General features: G+C 74.0%; 13 protein-coding genes. 3 read left to right on the forward strand and 10 right to left on the reverse strand.

Annotated features, from left to right (window positions below):
- Positions 1 to 72 precede the first annotated feature (72 nt).
- A complete protein-coding gene (locus tag HW837_RS02040; protein ID WP_193379446.1) occupies positions 73 to 1647 on the reverse strand; it encodes a helix-turn-helix domain-containing protein in 1575 nt (524 codons plus the stop codon).
- Between the two features lie 440 nt (positions 1648 to 2087).
- Here HW837_RS02040 and HW837_RS02045 point away from each other — a divergent pair, with 440 nt between their 5' ends.
- Positions 2088 to 2690, forward strand: coding sequence for a DUF4232 domain-containing protein (locus HW837_RS02045; protein ID WP_093791299.1), 603 nt, complete (start codon positions 2088 to 2090; stop codon positions 2688 to 2690).
- A gap of 131 nt (positions 2691 to 2821) precedes the next feature.
- Positions 2822 to 4024 carry a L,D-transpeptidase gene (locus tag HW837_RS02050; protein WP_093791297.1) on the forward strand — a complete coding sequence of 401 codons (1203 nt, stop codon included), beginning with the start codon at positions 2822 to 2824 and terminating at the stop codon, positions 4022 to 4024.
- A 71-nt stretch (positions 4025 to 4095) separates the two neighbouring features.
- On the opposite strand, the gene HW837_RS02055 is transcribed toward HW837_RS02050, so the two are convergent.
- From HW837_RS02055 to HW837_RS02090, 8 genes are all read right to left on the reverse strand, one after another.
- Positions 4096 to 4938: a hypothetical protein gene (locus HW837_RS02055; protein WP_093791295.1), complete on the reverse strand. Its 843-nt coding sequence runs from the start codon at positions 4936 to 4938 to the stop codon at positions 4096 to 4098.
- A gap of 69 nt (positions 4939 to 5007) precedes the next feature.
- A complete protein-coding gene (locus HW837_RS02060) occupies positions 5008 to 5667 on the reverse strand; it encodes a response regulator (protein WP_045558768.1) in 660 nt (219 codons plus the stop codon).
- Positions 5664 to 7025, reverse strand: a complete 1362-nt coding sequence (locus tag HW837_RS02065; protein WP_313895521.1) for a sensor histidine kinase — start codon at positions 7023 to 7025, stop codon at positions 5664 to 5666. The genes HW837_RS02060 and HW837_RS02065 overlap by 4 nt, the downstream gene beginning before the upstream one ends.
- A gap of 264 nt (positions 7026 to 7289) precedes the next feature.
- On the reverse strand, positions 7290 to 8312 hold the full coding sequence (locus tag HW837_RS02070) for a TAXI family TRAP transporter solute-binding subunit (RefSeq protein ID WP_045558767.1): 1023 nt from the start codon (positions 8310 to 8312) through the stop codon (positions 7290 to 7292).
- Positions 8309 to 9700, reverse strand: coding sequence for a sensor histidine kinase (locus HW837_RS02075; protein ID WP_193379445.1), 1392 nt, complete (start codon positions 9698 to 9700; stop codon positions 8309 to 8311). The genes HW837_RS02070 and HW837_RS02075 overlap by 4 nt, the downstream gene beginning before the upstream one ends.
- A gap of 17 nt (positions 9701 to 9717) precedes the next feature.
- Positions 9718 to 10377, reverse strand: coding sequence for a response regulator transcription factor (locus tag HW837_RS02080; protein ID WP_045558858.1), 660 nt, complete (start codon positions 10375 to 10377; stop codon positions 9718 to 9720).
- 41 nt (positions 10378 to 10418) lie between these two features.
- Complete coding sequence (locus HW837_RS02085) at positions 10419 to 11777, reverse strand: MFS transporter (protein ID WP_045558765.1); 1359 nt, start codon at positions 11775 to 11777, stop codon at positions 10419 to 10421.
- 197 nt (positions 11778 to 11974) lie between these two features.
- Positions 11975 to 14773, reverse strand: a complete 2799-nt coding sequence (locus tag HW837_RS02090; protein WP_045558764.1) for an alpha/beta hydrolase — start codon at positions 14771 to 14773, stop codon at positions 11975 to 11977.
- 515 nt (positions 14774 to 15288) lie between these two features.
- Here HW837_RS02090 and HW837_RS02095 point away from each other — a divergent pair.
- Positions 15289 to 15831 carry a hypothetical protein gene (locus HW837_RS02095; RefSeq protein WP_193379443.1) on the forward strand — a complete coding sequence of 181 codons (543 nt, stop codon included), beginning with the start codon at positions 15289 to 15291 and terminating at the stop codon, positions 15829 to 15831.
- Positions 15832 to 15904: 73 nt separating this feature from the next.
- Here the strand turns inward: HW837_RS02095 and HW837_RS02100 are convergent, their stop codons facing one another.
- Positions 15905 to 16630, reverse strand: coding sequence for a dienelactone hydrolase family protein (locus tag HW837_RS02100; RefSeq protein WP_045558762.1), 726 nt, complete (start codon positions 16628 to 16630; stop codon positions 15905 to 15907).
- Between the last annotated feature and the right edge of the window lie 4 nt (positions 16631 to 16634).

Here is a 16634-nt window from a genome sequence, read left to right on the forward strand (position 1 = left end):
TTCGCAGGATCAAGACGGTCAAAAGGCCGCACTGGTGGCATCGGACCGAGCGGGAGCGGGCGGTCCGACGGATCACCGGGTCGTCTCGGGGTCCTGGCCGGCCGGTGTCGAAGGGGCCGATGACGCAGCGGACAGGGGTGGGGCTCCCTCAAGTGCCGGGCCGCTGTCCTGGTCGTCGGTCTTCGGCTCATCGGTCTCCGACTCGTCGTCGTGGGCGGTGGTCACGGGCACCCAGCCGGAAGAGCCGTCGTACTTGTAGTGCGGTAGCCCCTCGACGGCGGTGGTGCGGAACGGGCGGCCGTGGTCGTCGATACGGACGGTGCCGCTCCGGCCCTGTGAGGACCAGTCGAGTTCGAGATACCAGTCGCAGGTGCAGGACTCGGTGCCCGCGTCGATCAGCAGGACCTCCGGCTCCTGCAAGGACACACGGTAGGGGAAGTCGACCGCGTAGCTCGGTGAGTCCGGTCGGCCGGCCGGCACGGCATGGAGCAGGGGTGCGCGCGCGTCGAGGTCCACCGAGAAGTAGCGGGGCTCGATGCCGGCGCCGCAGCCATCGCCCAGGGAGTAGGCGATGGCCCCGTCGGCGGCGGGAGCGGGGGCGCGGTTGACCACCCGTACGTGCAGTGCCTCCAGCACGACGGCCGCGGAGCCGCGTCCCTGCACCGTGATCCGCGCAGGCGTGTTACCTCCGTGCACCGCGCCCAGGGACGTGGCCCACACCTCGTTGTCCTGCGGGGCCGGCGGCGGCGGGACCTGCCGCGGCGGCTTGGCGATGACGTAGTCGTGCTCGCATGCGAGCGTCGCCCAGTCGTACGAGTTGGCCGTCCAGGTGAGCGGAGTTCGCGGGGCGGCGGCCGTGTCGTCGTCCGTCCGGTTCTTCCGCGGTCCGCCGCCGTCGGTCGCGGCCGTCACCGAGGCCGACGGCTCACCGCCGTTGGAGGAGGGACCGGCGGCGCGTGGACCGGCGTCACCGCGGGTCGGCGACGCCGAGGGCCTCGGGGTGCCGGGGGCTGAGGCCGACGTGTCGCGGCCGTCGGCGGGGATCCCGGCCGCGGACGCGGTGAGGCAGGCGAGCGCGACGGCGAGCGAGGCCGCCAGCCCTGTCGCTCGCGCGGCCCGTCGGCGGGAGCGCCGGGCGGGCGTGGAGCGGGGCCGCCGGTCGGGCGCGGTGTCGGGCCGCCGGTCGTGCCCGGTGTGGGGTTGCCGGTCGGTCGGCGCGCCAGGGCGCGGGCGCGGGTCGGACGGTGAGGTCGGCTCCGGGCTCGGCTCGGTCGGAACCGTCGGCTCGGGTGGCTCGTCCGCCCGGCCGTCGGGGCTCGCCGATGCCGACGACGACGGCTCGGTGCTCCTCGTCGCGCGGGGCGGCGTCGGTGTCCGCCGGACGTCGGACGAGCGTGATCGCTGCCGGGCGGCGACGGCCAGGATCCAACGGCGGTGCACCTCCACGCGTTCCTCCGGGGTGGCCCCGCAGAGCGCCGTGAACTGCTCGATCCCGCTGAAGTCCGGGGGCACCGCTTCTCCCGCGCAGTAGCGGTGCAGCGTGGAGGCGTTCATGCCCAGACGGCGGCCAAGCGCCGCGTAGCTGCGGTCCGTGCGCTCCTTCAGACGCGTCAGCAGTAACGCGAACTCCGCTACGTCATCGTGCATTGCAGCCATGTGGTCCGTACTCGCATCCGTCCGTCGGCCTGTGCGTCACCGGCCAGTTCGGTCATGTCCCGCTCCGGGCAGCGCCCCAGGCCCTTCCCCCTGACTGCACGCCGAGACGGCTGACATGGTTCCGCCAAAAGGGGTCCGCCATCCCGGAGCGGCATCCCAGGCTGCCGCGTTTCCGCAGGTCGCCGGGGGTGGGACCGTTCCGACGTTGCAGGGTGGCGGCGGCTGTTGTCCCCGGCCCGCATGGCATTCGAAGCTCTGGCTGTCGCACCGGCTGAAGCGGCCGCCGCCCGGGGCGCGGGCTCTCGGCGGGACACCGGACCACGGTCGCGTCCGCCGCCGTACCGACCGGAACACATGCGCCCCAGTACCGATCGGGCCGCGTGCGCCCTCGTACCGATCAGATCAGATCAGATCAGAAAAGGAATACGCAGATGAACGTGAAGTCCCTTGTGAGTCGTCGGGTGGCCTTGGCCACGGGTCTCGTCCTGGCTCTCGGGTGGGGCGTGGCGGCGCAGGCCTCCGCCATCGGGCCGGGGACGGCCGCCGGCCGGGCCGCTGACGTGGCGAAGCTCCGCTCGGGCGCCGGTGGCGCCGTGGCCGCCTGCTCCCCGCAGGTCCTCGCGGTGTCCTCCTCGAAGGAGCCCGCGGACAGCCAGGACGCCAGGCACCTCCTCCTCACCGTCCAGAACACCGGCACCAAGAAGTGCGACCTCTACCGCTATCCGCTCGTGCGACTCGGCAACGGCCGGAACACGTCCCGCGTGATCGAGGAGAGCGACCCGCACCCGGGGAAGCCCGTCACCCTCGCCCCGGGCAAGGAGGCGTACGCCGCTGTGCTCGTCAACGGCCCCATGGACGAGTACGAGGCGAAGAGCATCACCCTCAGCCTCCAGGGCCGCAAGCCCGGCAGCGCCGCGAGCAAGCCGATCGATGTCCCCATGCCCGTCGAGACGTTGTACGCCAACGACTTCCAGCGGGTCACCTACTGGACGACCGCTCCCGGTTTCGCCCTCGACTTCATCATGTCGAAGTGACGGGCGGCCTCGGTCGTCGGCCGCTGCCCAGCGGCCGACGACCGAGGCCCGCACACGGCCGCCTTTCCTCGCCCCCGCCGTCTTCCCGTCTTCCCGTCTTCCCGTCCGTCCCGTCCTTCCCGGAGATCCTCTTGCCCCGCACACCCGTACTCGCCCCTGCCCGCCTCCGGGCCGTCGTCGTGGCCGCCCTGCTGGTGCCGCTCGCCGCCTGCTCGGCGAGCGCCGGCCCCGGCGCCCCGGACACCGGGGGGACGCCGGGCGCCGACGACCGTCCTGTCACGGTCACCGTCTCGCCCACGGGGGAACAGGTCCCGGCGGGCGTGCCCGTGCGGGTCACGGCGGCGGGCGGCCGACTCACCTCGGTGACCGTCACCGACGCCGAGAACCACCGGCTGACCGGCAAGGTCGCGGCCGACGGCCGGTCATGGGTCTCCGACCGCAAGGCCGTACCCGGCGCGGCCTACACGGTGACGGCGGCGACCCGGACCGAGGGCGGAACGGCCGACAGCACCAGGGCCGCCTTCACCACGGCCGCGGCGGGCAAGGTGAACAAGGTCGACTGGCGGCCGGGCGCCGCCACGACCGTCGGAGTCGCCCAGCCGATCTCCCTGGTCTTCGACCATCCGGTCGAGAACCGGGCCGAGGTCGAGAAGCAGCTCAGGATCACCACCTCGAACGACACCGAGGGCTCCTGGGGCTGGATCAGCGACTGGTCGGGCAAGGACCGGGTGGACTGGCGGCCCAGGACGTACTGGAAGCCCGGCACCAAGGTCACGCTGAACGCCGAGTTGAACGGCACCGACTCGGGCGCGGACGGCGGCTGGTTCGTACGCGACTACACGACCACCTTCACCATCGGCGCCCGGCAGGTGGTCAAGGTCGACCTCGACAGTCACCAACTCACCCTCGTACGCGACGGCGAGACGGTCCGGTCCCTGCCGGTCTCCGGCGGCACGCCCGGCGGTGACAAGCGCTCCTGGCGCGGAACCGCCGTGCTCATGGCCAAGGAGGGCACGATCAACATGAACTCCGAGACGGTGGGCCTGGGCAACGCCTACGACAAGATGGTCGACCACTCGATGCGGCTGACCTGGTCGGGCATGTACGCGCACGCCGCCCCGTGGAACGCGCGCTACTTCGGCAACGCCAACCGGAGTTCCGGCTGCATAGGGATGAGCGACGCGGACGCGGCCTGGTTCTACGGGCAGGTGCGGCCGGGCGACCCGTTCGAGATAACCGGCGAGGACACCAAGGGCGTGGTCGCGCCCGGGAACGGCTTCGGCGCGTGGAACCTCTCGTGGACCGAGTGGCAGGGGCTGAGCGCGCTGCGCTGAGCGGCGGGTCCGGCTTCCCGCCCGCCTCCGGCTCCTCGGCGTCCGCCTCGCCGCCGGGGCAGGGCGCCGCGTCAGGGGCGCTCGTAGAACTGGAGGAGGCCGCCGACGGAGAAGCAGGCGGCGCCGATCAGGGTGGTCCAGTTGGCGATGTCGGCGTTGATCAGGCTGCCGGTGGAGGGCCGGGTGAAGGCGGCGAGCGCCGAGAGCATGAAGAGGACCGAGCCGAACTGGTTCACGGCGACGATCCACCAGCCGAGGCTGCGCCGGCGGACGCAGAGCCGGCCGTGACAGATCTCGGCGAACGCGAGGTGGCCGGAGATCAGGAAGAGCGCGCATCCGATCACGTCCGGGGCCCAGATCAGCCGGTTGATCTGCTGCGCGCTCAGCCCCTGGAGGAAGGAGTCGATCAGATCGACGGCGAACACCAGGGTGCCGGCGAAGAGGACGAACGCGCTCAGCCAGTCGAGTCGCGCGGGCTCGTAGCTCCACCAGCGCCAGCCGTGGGTGACGAGCCGACCCTCGCCGCCCGGCACATGGCGGGGCGCGTCGACGACCTGGAGCAGGGAGACGTAGCCGCCGGTGTTGAAGAAGAGGCCGCCGGCGAAGTAGACGGACGCGCAGGTGGTCGCGTCGCCGGAGCCGAACTGGGCGAGGCCGGCGCCCACCGCGAAGAGGGCCCCGCCGATGACGAAGGCGCTCGCGGCGGCGGCGTTGAGCCCACGCAGCCGGTGCAGCGCGACGTCGTCGGCGCTGGTGTGCCGTGCGGTGGGTGAGCCGGGCGGGCTGACGGCGATGATCCCGCGCCGGCGGGCGGGCCGGGACTCCCATACGGCCGTTCCTCCGTCCGGGAGGGACCAGGTGAGCCTGGTGGTGAACGGTCCCGAACCCTCGGCGCGCTGCTCGGCTTGTCCCACGGGCCGAGCGTAGAGGGCCCGCCGTGGTGTCGTACGAGCGCAACGCCGCCGTCCGTGCTTCCGCCGGGCTCAGGAGGGGCGGACCAGGCCCGCGTCGTACGCGAAGATCACCGCCTGGACGCGGTCGCGGGCGCCGATCTTGGCGAGGACCCGGCTGACGTGGGACTTCACGGTGGACTCGGCGAGGTGGAGCCGTTCGGCGATCTCGGCGTTGGTCCAGCCGGAGGCGACCCCGCCGAGGACCTCCCGTTCCCGTGCGGTCAGGTCGGCGAGGCGGCGTTCCTGCTCGGAGCCGTGTCCGCCGGGCGCGTGGCGGGTGAAGGTGTCGATGAGCCGGTGCGTGACGCTGGGCGAGACGACGGAGTCCCCGGCGGCCACCGCGCGGATGCCGACGACGAGTTCGTCGGGGCGGGCGTCCTTGAGGAAGAAGCCGCTGGCTCCGGCGCGCAGCGCCTCGTAGGCGTACTCGTCGAGGTCGAACGTGGTCAGGACGAGGACCTTGGAGCGACCGCCCGTCCCGACGATCCGGCGGGTGGCCTCGATGCCGTCCATGCCGGGCATCCGGACGTCCATCAGGACGACGTCGGGGCGCAGTTCGGCTGCCATGCGGACGGCCTCGCCGCCGCCCGCCGCCTCGCCGACGACGGTCATGTCGGGCTGGGCCTCCAGCAGCATGCGGAAGCCGAGGCGTTGCAGGTGCTGGTCGTCGACGACGAGGACGGTGGTCATGCCGGGCTCTCCTTCGGGGTGCGGGCGGTGGTGCCGGTGGGCGGGGTGGTCCGCAGCCGGGCCCGGACGGTCCAGCCGCCACGGGTGTTGGGGCCGGCGGAGACGCTGCCCTCGTACAGGGCGGCTCGCTGGCGCATGCCGACCACGCCCCGGCCGCCGCTGCCCCGGCCGCCGCCGCTGCCGTCGCCACGCCGGTCCGTTCCGGCGGCGTGCGGCGGGCCGGTGTCCTCGACGACGACTCGGACGAGGTGGGCGTCGGCCGTGACGGAGACGCCGACGGTGGTGTCGGTGCCCGCGTACTTGAGGCTGTTGGTGAGGGCCTCCTGGACGATGCGGTAGACGGCGAGCTGGAGGCCCTGGCTGAGTGCGGTGAGGTCGCCCTCGGTGTGCAGGGTGGCGGTGGGGCAGGCGCCCCGGACCCGTTCCATCAGGGCGTCGAGGTCGGCCAGGCCCGGCTGCGGGGCGAGCGGGGCCTCGTCCCGTGGCATGTCGTCCTCGCCGATCACGGCGAGGAGGCGGCGCAGTTCACCGAGGGCGTCACGGCCGCTGTCGGCGATGACGCGCAGCGTGTCGGCGCCGCGTCCGGGGTCGGTCCGGGTGAGGGCGGCGGCTCCGTCGGCGAGGCCGACGACGACGGCCAGGGTGTGGCCGAGGATGTCGTGCATCTCGCGGGAGACGCGGGCGCGTTCCTGGGCGGCGGCCAGCCGGGCCTGCTGGTCGCGCTCCTTCTCCAGCGCGGTGAGCGCGGCGTTCACCAGGCGGCTGGCCAGCCCGAGTCCGGCGCACGCCCACAGCAGGAGGACCGTCAGGAGCGTGACCACGTCGGGGCGGGTGATCTGCTCCAGCTGATGGCCGCTGCGGGCGAAGAAGGCCCAGCCGAGGATCCACACGAGGGCGACGACGACGGCGCCGGCCAGTCGGCGCGGGGGCTCGCGACGGCCCACCTGGTAGAGGGCCACCACCCAGGCGGTGGCGGAGCCGGTGACGGTGTCGAGCGGGAACGAGACCGTCAGGACGGCCGTGGTGACGGCGAAGACGAGCAGCGGCGCGCGTTCCCGCCACAGCAGCGGGACCGCGAACGCGGCCGCGAGGGCCAGTGCGACCGGGACGCCGGGGCCGTCGGAGGTGTCCAGCGCGGGAGGCAGGCCGAGCACCACGCACAGGACCGGCACCCCCCACCGCCGGACCCGTGGGTGGGCCCGGTCGGCCATGCGCCACGAGGCGAGCCGGACGACGAGGGAGAGGATGACGCGGTACTCGGGATCGCTCATCAACGGCCCCGGAATGCGCAGCACCCGCTCGCCGGCGGAGCCGGGGTCGGGTGAGGGTGCGGGTGCGGGTGTGTTCGGTGGGGTCACGGTCTCCAACGCTTCAGGTGCGGGGGGCTCCGCCCTCCGGCCCCGGGGGTGAGCTGCCGGGCCGAGGTTCATGGGTTCATGGGTTCATGGACACGCCGGCCGGTCCGTCCCTTTCGGGTGGAGGGTACGGCCTGGCCGGGTGAGGCTCCCCGGCGGCGCTCCGCGGGCCGGCCGGGGCGCGGCGGCGGCCCGGCTCCGCCGGAGCACGGCAGCATGGCGGCGGCCCGGCTCCGCCGCGACGGCGCGGAGATCACCGGAAGGGCCCTAACCGTGCAGTTCGCGGTAGGCGGCGACCGCGCCCGGGTGCAGGGGGACCGCGCCGGTGGAGATCAGGCTGCGGACGTCGAGGAACTGGGTACCGAGGGCCGTGGTGGGGACGAGGCGGGTCGCCCGGCGGACCAGTACGCGGGTGAGGGCGGCGGCGACGGGCACGGGCAGGTCGGGGCGGCACAGGAGCAGGTTCGCCACCCCGATGGTCGCCACCTCGGGGGTCCCCCGGTACGCCCCGGCCGGCACCGTCACCGCTTCCAGACCCGAGCCGGTCGGTCCCGAGCCGGTCGGTCCCGGGCCGCCGCGCAGCCGGGGCAGCAGGCCGGCCAGCGGCAGGAGGCGGATGCCTGGGCGGGCTTCGAGGCCGGAGAGCACGGGCAGCGGGACGCCGCCCGCGACCAGCAGGGCGTCGATGGCGCCGTCCCGCATCGCACGCGCCGCCCGCGGCATCAGCAGGTGGCGGACCCGCACGTCGCCGCCCGGGGTCAGCCCCGCGGCCCGCAGGAGGCGGTCGCCGAGGACCGCGCCGCCGGAGCCGGGCGCGCCCAGGGAGACGGTGCGCCCCGCCAGGTCGGCGACGCCGCGGACGGTCGAGTCGGCGCGCACGGCCAGCTGTATGTAGTTCTCGTAGACCCTGCCGATGGCGCGCAGCGGGACGGCGCGGTCGAACGGCGCGGTGCCGCCGTACGCGGCCCACGCGATGTCCGCCAGGGCCAGCGCGGCCTCGGCCCGGCGGGCCTGGAGCAGCCGTACGTTGGCCACGCTGCCCTCGCTGTTGACCACCTCGCAGGAGAGCCGGGGGTAGACGGTCGTGACCTGGTCGGCGAGGAGCCGGCCGAAGGCCGTGTAGAACCCGTCGGGTTCGCCGGTCGCGATCCTCAGCTCACCCTCCGGGCCACGGTCCGCGTGCCGTACGTCGGCCGCCGCGGCCCCGGCCAGCAGCCCGGTGCACGCCGCCGCGCGCAGAGCGGCGTGCAGGGCGGTGCGGCGGGTGGGAAGAGGCGCCGGGCCGTTCACTCCGGTCGCCCCTTCGGCAGTACGACCCGCACCCGCAGGCCGTGCGGCTCCGTCGTCGCGAATTCGACGTGGCCGCCGTGGCCGGTCACCAGTTGTTCGGCGATCGCCAGGCCCAGTCCGCTGCCGCGGACGTCACGGTGGCGCTCCGAGCGCCAGAAGCGGGTGCCCGCCTGGGTCAGCTCCCCGGTGGCGAGCCCCGGCCCGTCGTCCCGGACCTCGAACACGGCGGCGGGGCCCTCGGTGGAGCAGCGCGTGGTGACGTGGGCGCCGCTCCCGGCGTACTTGATCGCGTTGTCGAGGAGGATGTCGGCCATCTGGGCCAGGTCGCCCTCCGCGCAGGTCATGAGGACGGGCGGGCCGGGGACGAACTCCAGCCGGACTCCGGCCTGTTCGGCGACCGGACGCCACAGCTGGGCCTGGGCCGCGGCGACCGCCGTCGCGTCGCAGGAGGCCTGACGCGCGTCCGTGACGGACAGTTCGCCGGCGCGGTGTTCGGCGTTCGCGAGGGCGAGCAGGTCGTCCAGGAGGTGCTCCATGCGTTCGAGCTCGGCCGTGACGCCGGTGTAGGTGCGGGTGGCGGAGACGGGCAGCCGGGACTGGAGCGAGTCGATGCGCAGGCGCAGCGCGGCGAGCGGATTGCGCAGCTGGTGCGAGGTGTCGGCCACCAGACGGCGCTGCTGTTCCAGCGCGGTGGTCACCGCGTCGGCCATGCGGTTGAAGCCGGTGGCCAGCTGGCGCAGTTCGGGCGGGCCGCCGGCCCGGGCGTGCTCGGCCGGCAGCCCGGCCGCCAGCGCGCCGACCGCGCGGTCCAGGCGGTGCAGGGGGCGTACGACCCACCGCGTGGCGGAGCGGGCGAGCAGCACACAGGTCACCGCGAACAGGCCCGCGCCCGCCAGGACCAGTGCCCAGCGCAGCGCGATGTCGTCCGCGGCGGCCCGCACCGCGACCCGCAGGACCACGGCGCCGGAGACCCGGGTGCCGGTGCCCACCGGGCGGGCGAGCAGACGGGTGCCGCGCGACCAGGGGCGCAGGGTGCCCCCGGGCGAGACGCGCTGGTTGCGCAGCGCCGCGTCGACCAGGCGGGCGACGGCGGGGTCGGCGGCGCGCATGCCGCCCGTCTGCGCCACCGGGGCGCGACGGGCGTCGACGACCACGACCGCCTCGCCGTACAGCTCGGTGTAGCGGGTCACCTCGGCGGTCAGCGCGCCGGTGTCGCCGCTCTCGGCGGCCTGCTCGGCCAGTCCGGCGAAGCGGTCGAGGTCGGCGGTGCGGGCCGCGACGAGCTGCTGGGTGCGCTGGGACGCGGTGGCGCCCAGCAGGGGGACGGCGAACCCGGCCACCGCGAGCACGGCGAAGGCCAGGACGACGGTCAGCACCCGGGTGCGCACGGTCGGCCCCGGCCCGCTCAGCCGCCGAACCGGTAGCCGAAGCCCCGGATGGTGGTCAGCACGTCGGGGCGGCCGAGCTTGGCCCGCACCTGGGTGAGGTGGACGTCGAGGGAGCGGGAGACGGCGAGGTAGGCGTCGCCCCACACCTCGTCCATCAGCTGCTGGCGGCTGACGGCCGTACCGGCGCGGGCCGCCAGCACGGCCAGCACCGCGAACTCCTTCGTCGTCAGCCGCACCTCGGCGCCGCCGACCGTCACCCGGCGGGCGTCGAGGTCGACCTCGACGTCGTCGACGCGGACCGTGCGCGGCGCCGGGGCGGCAGGTGCCCCGGCGCGGCGGGTGACGGCGTCGATGCGGGCCAGCAGCTCGGCCAGCCGGACCGGCTTGACCAGGTAGTCGTCCGCGCCCAGCCGCAGCCCGCGCACCACGGACCGCTCGTCGCCCCGGGCGGTGAGGACCACCACCGGCAGGCCGCTCACCGCGCGCAGCTTGCGCAGTACCTCCAGGCCGTCGAGGTCGGGCAGGCCGAGGTCGAGGAGGAGCAGGTCGGCCTGTCGGTGGCGGGCGAGGACGTCCTCGCCGCGCCGTACCCGGGTGGACAGGTGGCCGTGCTCGTACAGGGCCTCGGCCAGCGCACCGGCCACGCCGTCGTCGTCCTCCGCCAGCAGTACGTGCACGGTCACCTCCTTCCGTCCCTCAAGATCTGTCCGCGTCCGCCCTACGGGCGGGCGGCTTCCTCGTCGAGCGGCGAGCCGTCCGACGTCTCGCGCATCCGAATGTAGACGAGCAGCGAGATCAGGACGCAGGCGGTGACGTAGTAGAAGTACCAGCTCTCGTGCCCGGCGTTCTTGAACCAGAGGGCGACGTACTCGGCGGTCCCGCCGAACAGGGCCACGGTCAGCGCGTAGGGCAGGCCGACGCCGAGGGCCCGGATCGAGGTCGGGAACAGCTCGGCCTTCACGATGGCGCTGATCGAGGTGTAGAGGGAGCTGACGGCGAGCGGTACGACCATGAGCAGGAACGCGTACACGGGGTCGCTGGTGCGCGAGAGCAGGGTGAGCGAGGGCACCACCGTCACGGCGCCCAGCACCCCGAACGCGATCAGCATCGGGCGGCGTCCCACCCGGTCGGAGAGCAGCCCCATGACCGGCTGGAGCACGACGAACACGAGCAGCGCGAAGAAGTTGATCCAGGCCGCCGTGGGCTTGGCGATGCCGCTGGTGTTGACCATGAACTTCTGCAGGTAGGTCGTGTACGTGTAGAAGAACAGGGTGCCGCCCATGGTGAGGCCGACGACGACCAGGCACTGCCGCGGGTAGGACAGCAGCAGCCGCAGGCTGCCACGGGCCGGCTCGCCGCCCTGCCGCTTCCCGTCCTCGCCCCCGGCCTCGGCCGCCGCGCGCTCGAAGCTCTCCGACTCGTCCATGCCGCGCCGCAGCCACAGGACGACGACCGCGCCCGCCGCGCCCACGACGAACGCGATCCGCCAGCCCCACGCCTCCATCTGCGCGGTGCTGAGCACCTGCTGGAGGACGATCTGCAGGCCGAGCGCCGTCAGCTGGCCGGCGATGAGGGTGACGTACTGGAAGCTGGAGTAGTAGCCGCGGCGGCCGGGCGAGGCCACCTCGGACATATAGGTGGCCGAGGTGGAGTACTCGCCGCCGACCGACAGGCCCTGGAGCAGCCGCGCGGCCACCAGGAGCACCGGCGCGGCGACCCCGATCGAGCCGTACGAGGGGGTCAGCGCCACGATCAGCGAACCGGCCGCCATGAGCGTCACCGACAGGGTGAGCGCCGCGCGCCGGCCGCGGCGGTCGGCGTAGCGGCCGAGGACCCAGCCGCCGATCGGCCGCATCAGGAAGCCGACGGCGAACACGGCGGCGGTGTTCAGCAGTTGGGCGGTCTGGTCGCCCGAGGGGAAGAAGACGGAGGCGAAGTAGACGCTGAAGGCGGTGTACGCGTACCAGTCGTACCACTCGATCAGATTGCCGATCGATCCGCGCACGATGTTGCTGACGACCCTGCGTTCGTCGCGGCGCGGCTCGCGCGCCCGCTCGGTCGTGGTCTGTGTGGCCATCGGAACTCCCTTGTCAGCGGCCCGGGAGCACACAGAGTCGACGGCGGAGCGGCGCCGCTCAACAGCGGGAACGAAGTCCTAACAGTCCCTTAGGGCTGAGGTGACGGCACCCGCGTCCGCGGTGGCGCCGTCGGCCCTCCCAGGGAGCGGGAGAGCCGACGGCGCCTCATGGAGGTGCGCGGTGTGTGAGGGATCGCCTAGGCGGCGTCGCGGACCGTGCCCGTGAACTGCGGGCCCTCGACGGCCGATCCGTCGGGGGCGTAGGTCCACAGGCGCAGGCGCAGCGACTCCGTGTCCTCGCTCAGCCCGTCGGTGACGGTCGGTACGGACACGTCGACGCTCAGGCTGCCCGCCGGCACCTCGGACATGATCAGCGCACCGTTCGGCAGCGCGGACAGGGGTCGCTCCGGATCCGGCGAGGCCTCGAAGAACATCTCCAGCCAGGCCGCGGAGACGTCCGTGGTGGACAGTTCGGTGCCGGCGGAGACGGGCAGCAGCTCCAGATCCGTCCAGGTGACGACGTCGGCGGGCGCGGAGAGGCTGATCCGCCAGACCAGCGGCCGGCCCTCGGTGACCTGGTCGGCGACCGGGGTCACGGTCACCTCGGGCTGGGGGTCGTCGTTGCGCGCGGTGACGCCGCCCAGGTAGGAGCCGACGACCGCGCCGCGTACGGACTTGACGGCCACCACGTGGAGATCGTCGGCCCCGTAGCGGGTGTTGCCCTCGACCGACACCGGCACGTCGACACGGGTGCCCGCCCGGACCCGCACCGTGCGCGCGACCGGCCGGTCGGCGCCCGGCTCGTCCACGAACAGCCGGACCTCGCCGGTGCCCGACCCGGAGACCTGGACCGGCACCTGGTAGGTGCGGGTGCCGGAGTCGCCCTCCTCGACGCTCAGGTGCCCGACGTCCACGCGCGCGAGCCGCGCGGGCTCGACGACGGGGGTGCCGGGGCGCCAGCCGTGGGCGTCCATCAGCCAGGCCGTCCCGGACGCGGTACGCGGGGTGAGGCGCAGCGTCTCGACGTGGCCGAGGTCGATGCGTTCCCGGGTCTCGGCGGTCAGCGGTACGCGGACCTCGCGCGCCCAGTAGGAGGACGTACGGGAGGTCCCCGGCAGGCCGTCGACGGTCACCCGGCCGAGGTCCGCCCGCTTGCCGGAGGTGTCGGTGAGGGCGACGTCCAGCTCGGTGCCGGTGGTGTTCGGCGGGACGATCACGCGCAGGCTCAGCTGCCGCGCGCCGGACAGGGAGACCGGGCGGGCGGGGCTGAGCGTGGTGGCGGTGCCGGCGCGGCTCCACTCCATGGCCAGCGCGTACCGGTCCGGCTCCTTGCCGGGTGTCACCCCGCGCCACTGGGCGAAGTGCGGGGAAGCGGTCCTGAGATCGGGGTCGAGGCAGGAGGCGCCGGGGTCCGGGTCCACCTGGGCGCACAGTCGGCCGCCGCCGACCGTGGCGGAGGGCACGGGCAGGAACGCCCCCGCGCGGGCGGCGCCGACGGCGTGGGTGAGGACGCGGGCGGGACCGGCGGACGCGGCGCGCACGGGCGAGCCGTCGAGCAGCGGGCGGGCCGCGTCGTCACCGGCGACGAACAGCCGGGCCGCGGCGGCTATGTACGTCGAGCCGGCCTTCTGCTGCTGCTCGGCGGTGAGCCGGGTCGCGGTGCCCGGCGAGCACAGCGGGTCGTGCTCCTCGCCGCCGTACAGGAAGTCGTCGTTCGCCGGTGCCGTGGCCTGGCCGGGGGTCCACTCGCTGTTGAAGTAGTTGTGGTTGGCGCCGGTCATGTAGACCGCGCTGTGCAGGGCCCTGCCGCGGCTGACGCCTCGGGTGCCGTCGACGTAGAGCTCGCCCTGGAGGTCGATGACGTCCCCGTCGCAGCCCGGCAGGATCGTCACGGACGGCACGTCGGGGGCCGGGTTCTGGCCGAAGACCGTGGGGCCTATGAGGACGGTTCCGCGTATCGTCCAGCGGGTCTCGCCGTGGTAGCCGTCCTCGTCGGCGGGCGGTGGGGTGAGGCTGTCCAGCGCGGCGCGGTCGGCGCCCTCGCCGCCCCGGGAGTGGCCCACCAGCATGACCCGGCCGAGGTCGGCGCGGGGCGCCCGGCGTACGACGTCGGGGGCGGTGGACGGGTCGGCGGCCCAGTCCGCCCAGTGGGCCAGGTGCAGCCGTATCAGCGAGGAGCGGGCCTGGGCGCCGGCGTCGTCGGCCTGCCAGTCCTGGGCGTTGACCGAGTTGGCCGAGATCGAGACCGTCACATAGCCCTGGGAGGCGAGGAGTCGCTGGTCGTGCTGGTAGCCGCGGTAGCTCGGGACCGGTTCGTGGCCGGCCGGGCAGGGCCATTCCAGGGTCACGTCGTCGCCCTGGAAGCAGGTGACGTGACGACCGTGGAGGAACAGCGCCAGCGGGCGGCTGCCCGAGGCGTCCTCCGGCGCGACCACCACGGCCTTCATCTCGACGTCGGTGTCGTAGCCGGGCAGGTGGACCGACGGCAGGGAGTACTCGCCGCTGGTCGTACGGAACGGGCCGGGCACACCGGGGTCGACCTCGTTCACGGCCGCCGTGCGGGGCAGGCGCGACGGGTCGTCCGACGCGGCGTCGAGCGCGCGGCGCTCACGGGCCGCGGCCTTCGCTCCGGCCGCGTCCAGCCGCCGCCCGGCGGCCTCGACCCGCAGGTCGTCGGTGCTGCCGAGGCGCACGCCGTCAAGCGGGAGCCGGAAGGTGCGCCCGTCCGCGGCGGGTCTGGGGGTGCCCAACAGGCGGTCCCCACTGCGGAATTCGACCTGGGCGTCACCCACCGGCACCTTCTGCGGCGAGCGCCACACCAGCTCCGCCGACTCCCCGGAGCCGGTGGTCCGCCAGCCCTCGGGAAGTCCTGCGGACGCGGCGGCCGACGGCCGCCCGGGGTCCGGTTCCGGCGCCGCCAGCGCCGCCCCCGGCGCCGCCAGCGCCAGCGCGAGGACCGCCGCCACGGCGGTCGTCACGCGCGAGACACGGATCACTTCTCGTTCCTCCTCATGGTCAGTGCCCCTGAGGCCCCACGGGCCCCGGGCTCCCCCGACGCCCCAAAGGGAGCACATTCGATCGCCCTGTCACGTCTTCGCACAGTATTCGCACACGTTCCGCCCCTGGTGCACAACAAGACACGTGCAAGCAGGGGGAGTTGGGGGCCTGAAGCTTCAACTGACCTGTGATGGGCGGGCATTCAGAGCGGTGGCCGAGAGCACACTGGGCGAGTGGGAGCGGGAGCGGGAGTCCGGGGGGCCTAGGGCGTGTTGCGAAAGTCCCGTCGTTCGCCCGAAGGGCGGGCCTCGCGGCGTCAGGTGCGTGCTCTCGGCGTGCCGGGCGGAAGCCCTCGTACTGGATGTACTTGGGCTTTCGCCCGGCGCGGCGAGAGTGCGTGCATGGCGTCGCGAGGCAGGCGGGACTTTCGCAACACGCCCTAGTGCTTTCTTACGAAGGGCGTTGCGCCGGGAGACCGATGCGGGTCCGGGCGGGTGTCCCTAGCGTGGGAGGCATGAGCGACGCTGCGCACCAGACCTCCCGCGACCGGGCCACGGCCCTCGTGCGCGGCTACGTGGATCAGGACCGTGCCGCGGTCGGGGAGGCGTTGGAGGGCCTGGGGCAGGGCGCGGGCGCGGGCGTGGGCTCAGGTGCGGGCACCGGCTCGGGCTCGGGCTCGGGCTCGGGCTCGGGCGGTCTGATCGAGGTGTACGTCGTCCTGAACGGGCTGCTGCGCTCCACCCTCAGCATCATGGAGCTGAGCGGCAGGCCGTGGAAGGTGGACGACCTGGTGGGCCGGGCCGACGAACTCGCCGCCTCCGCCCCGCCCCACTACGAGTTCGCCGTGGGCGAGGCGACGCGGGCGTGGGCCCGTGGCGACCAGTCGGCGATGCGCGCGGCGTCGTGCCAGGACCTGGCCGGGGCGGTGCACATCACGGCCGTGGGGGTCGCCGTACTGGGGTCGGCTCTATGGGGCGAGGCCGGATTCCTCGCCGTCCTCCGGGAGTTCGGCGCGGTCGCCTCGGCGCTGGCGGACTTCCCTGACAGCGGGTCCTGACGTCAGGACTCGCTGTCAGGGCCCACTGTCAGGACCCGACGTCAGGACCCACCGTGCTGACGTACGGTCGGTCTCACTTCAGGTGACGGTCCAAGAAGCGGCAGCCGTCTTCCAGTTCGAACCACGGGGTGCCGGTGTGGCCGCCCAGGTTGGCGTGCAGGGTCTTCTCCTTGCTGCCGAACGCGTCGAAGAGGTCCAGGGCCCGTTGCCGGGGGTTCCCCTCGTCGTCCCACTGCAACAGGAGCAGCAGCGGAACGGTGACCTGCCGGGCCTCCTCGCGCTGGGCGCGGGGCACGTATCCCCCGGCGTGGAGGCCCGCGGCCACGATGCGCGGCTCGACCGCCGCCAGCCGGATGCCGAGGGCCGCCCAACCGCCGGAGTACCCGACGGGGCCGCCGATGCCGGGCAGTTCGAGGAGGGCGTCCAGGGTGGTCCGCCAGTCCGGGACGGCGTTCTCGACCATCGGGCCGACGAGGGAGTCGAGGAGCTCGTCGACCGGCTCGCCGGCCCGCATCGCCCGCCCCAGCTCGGCCCGGACCTGCTCGACGGCGGCGGAGCGGGGTCGGTCACCGCATCCGGCGGCGTCGATGGTGGCCACCGCGTAGCCGCGTGCCGCGGTGTACCGGGCCCGGGCGACCAGCCGGGGGTCCGCCTTGGGCAGGCCGTTGTTGTGGGCCATCAGGATCAGCGGGAGCGGTGCGGCGGATTCGGGCGTCCACAGGGTGCCGGGAATCTCGCCGAGGGTGAATTCGCGTTCGAGGACGCCGTCGTCGAGGCGCTGCTCGGAAGTGAAGCGCATGGTC

The sequence above is a fragment of the Streptomyces caniscabiei genome, assembly GCF_014930365.1.
Classification (GTDB): Bacteria; Actinomycetota; Actinomycetes; order Streptomycetales; family Streptomycetaceae; genus Streptomyces; species Streptomyces caniscabiei.

What these genes read in the sequence shown, in the direction of transcription:
- HW837_RS02040 (WP_193379446.1), bottom strand. Translation starts at nt 1,647, where the DNA reads ATGCACGATGACGTAGCGGAGTTCGCGTTACTGCTGACGCGTCTGAAG.
- HW837_RS02045 (WP_093791299.1), top strand. Translation starts at nt 2,088, where the DNA reads ATGAACGTGAAGTCCCTTGTGAGTCGTCGGGTGGCCTTGGCCACGGGT.
- HW837_RS02060 (WP_045558768.1), bottom strand. Translation starts at nt 5,667, where the DNA reads ATGACCACCGTCCTCGTCGTCGACGACCAGCACCTGCAACGCCTCGGC.
- HW837_RS02085 (WP_045558765.1), bottom strand. Translation starts at nt 11,777, where the DNA reads ATGGCCACACAGACCACGACCGAGCGGGCGCGCGAGCCGCGCCGCGAC.
- HW837_RS02095 (WP_193379443.1), top strand. Translation starts at nt 15,289, where the DNA reads ATGAGCGACGCTGCGCACCAGACCTCCCGCGACCGGGCCACGGCCCTC.
- HW837_RS02100 (WP_045558762.1), bottom strand. Translation starts at nt 16,630, where the DNA reads ATGCGCTTCACTTCCGAGCAGCGCCTCGACGACGGCGTCCTCGAACGC.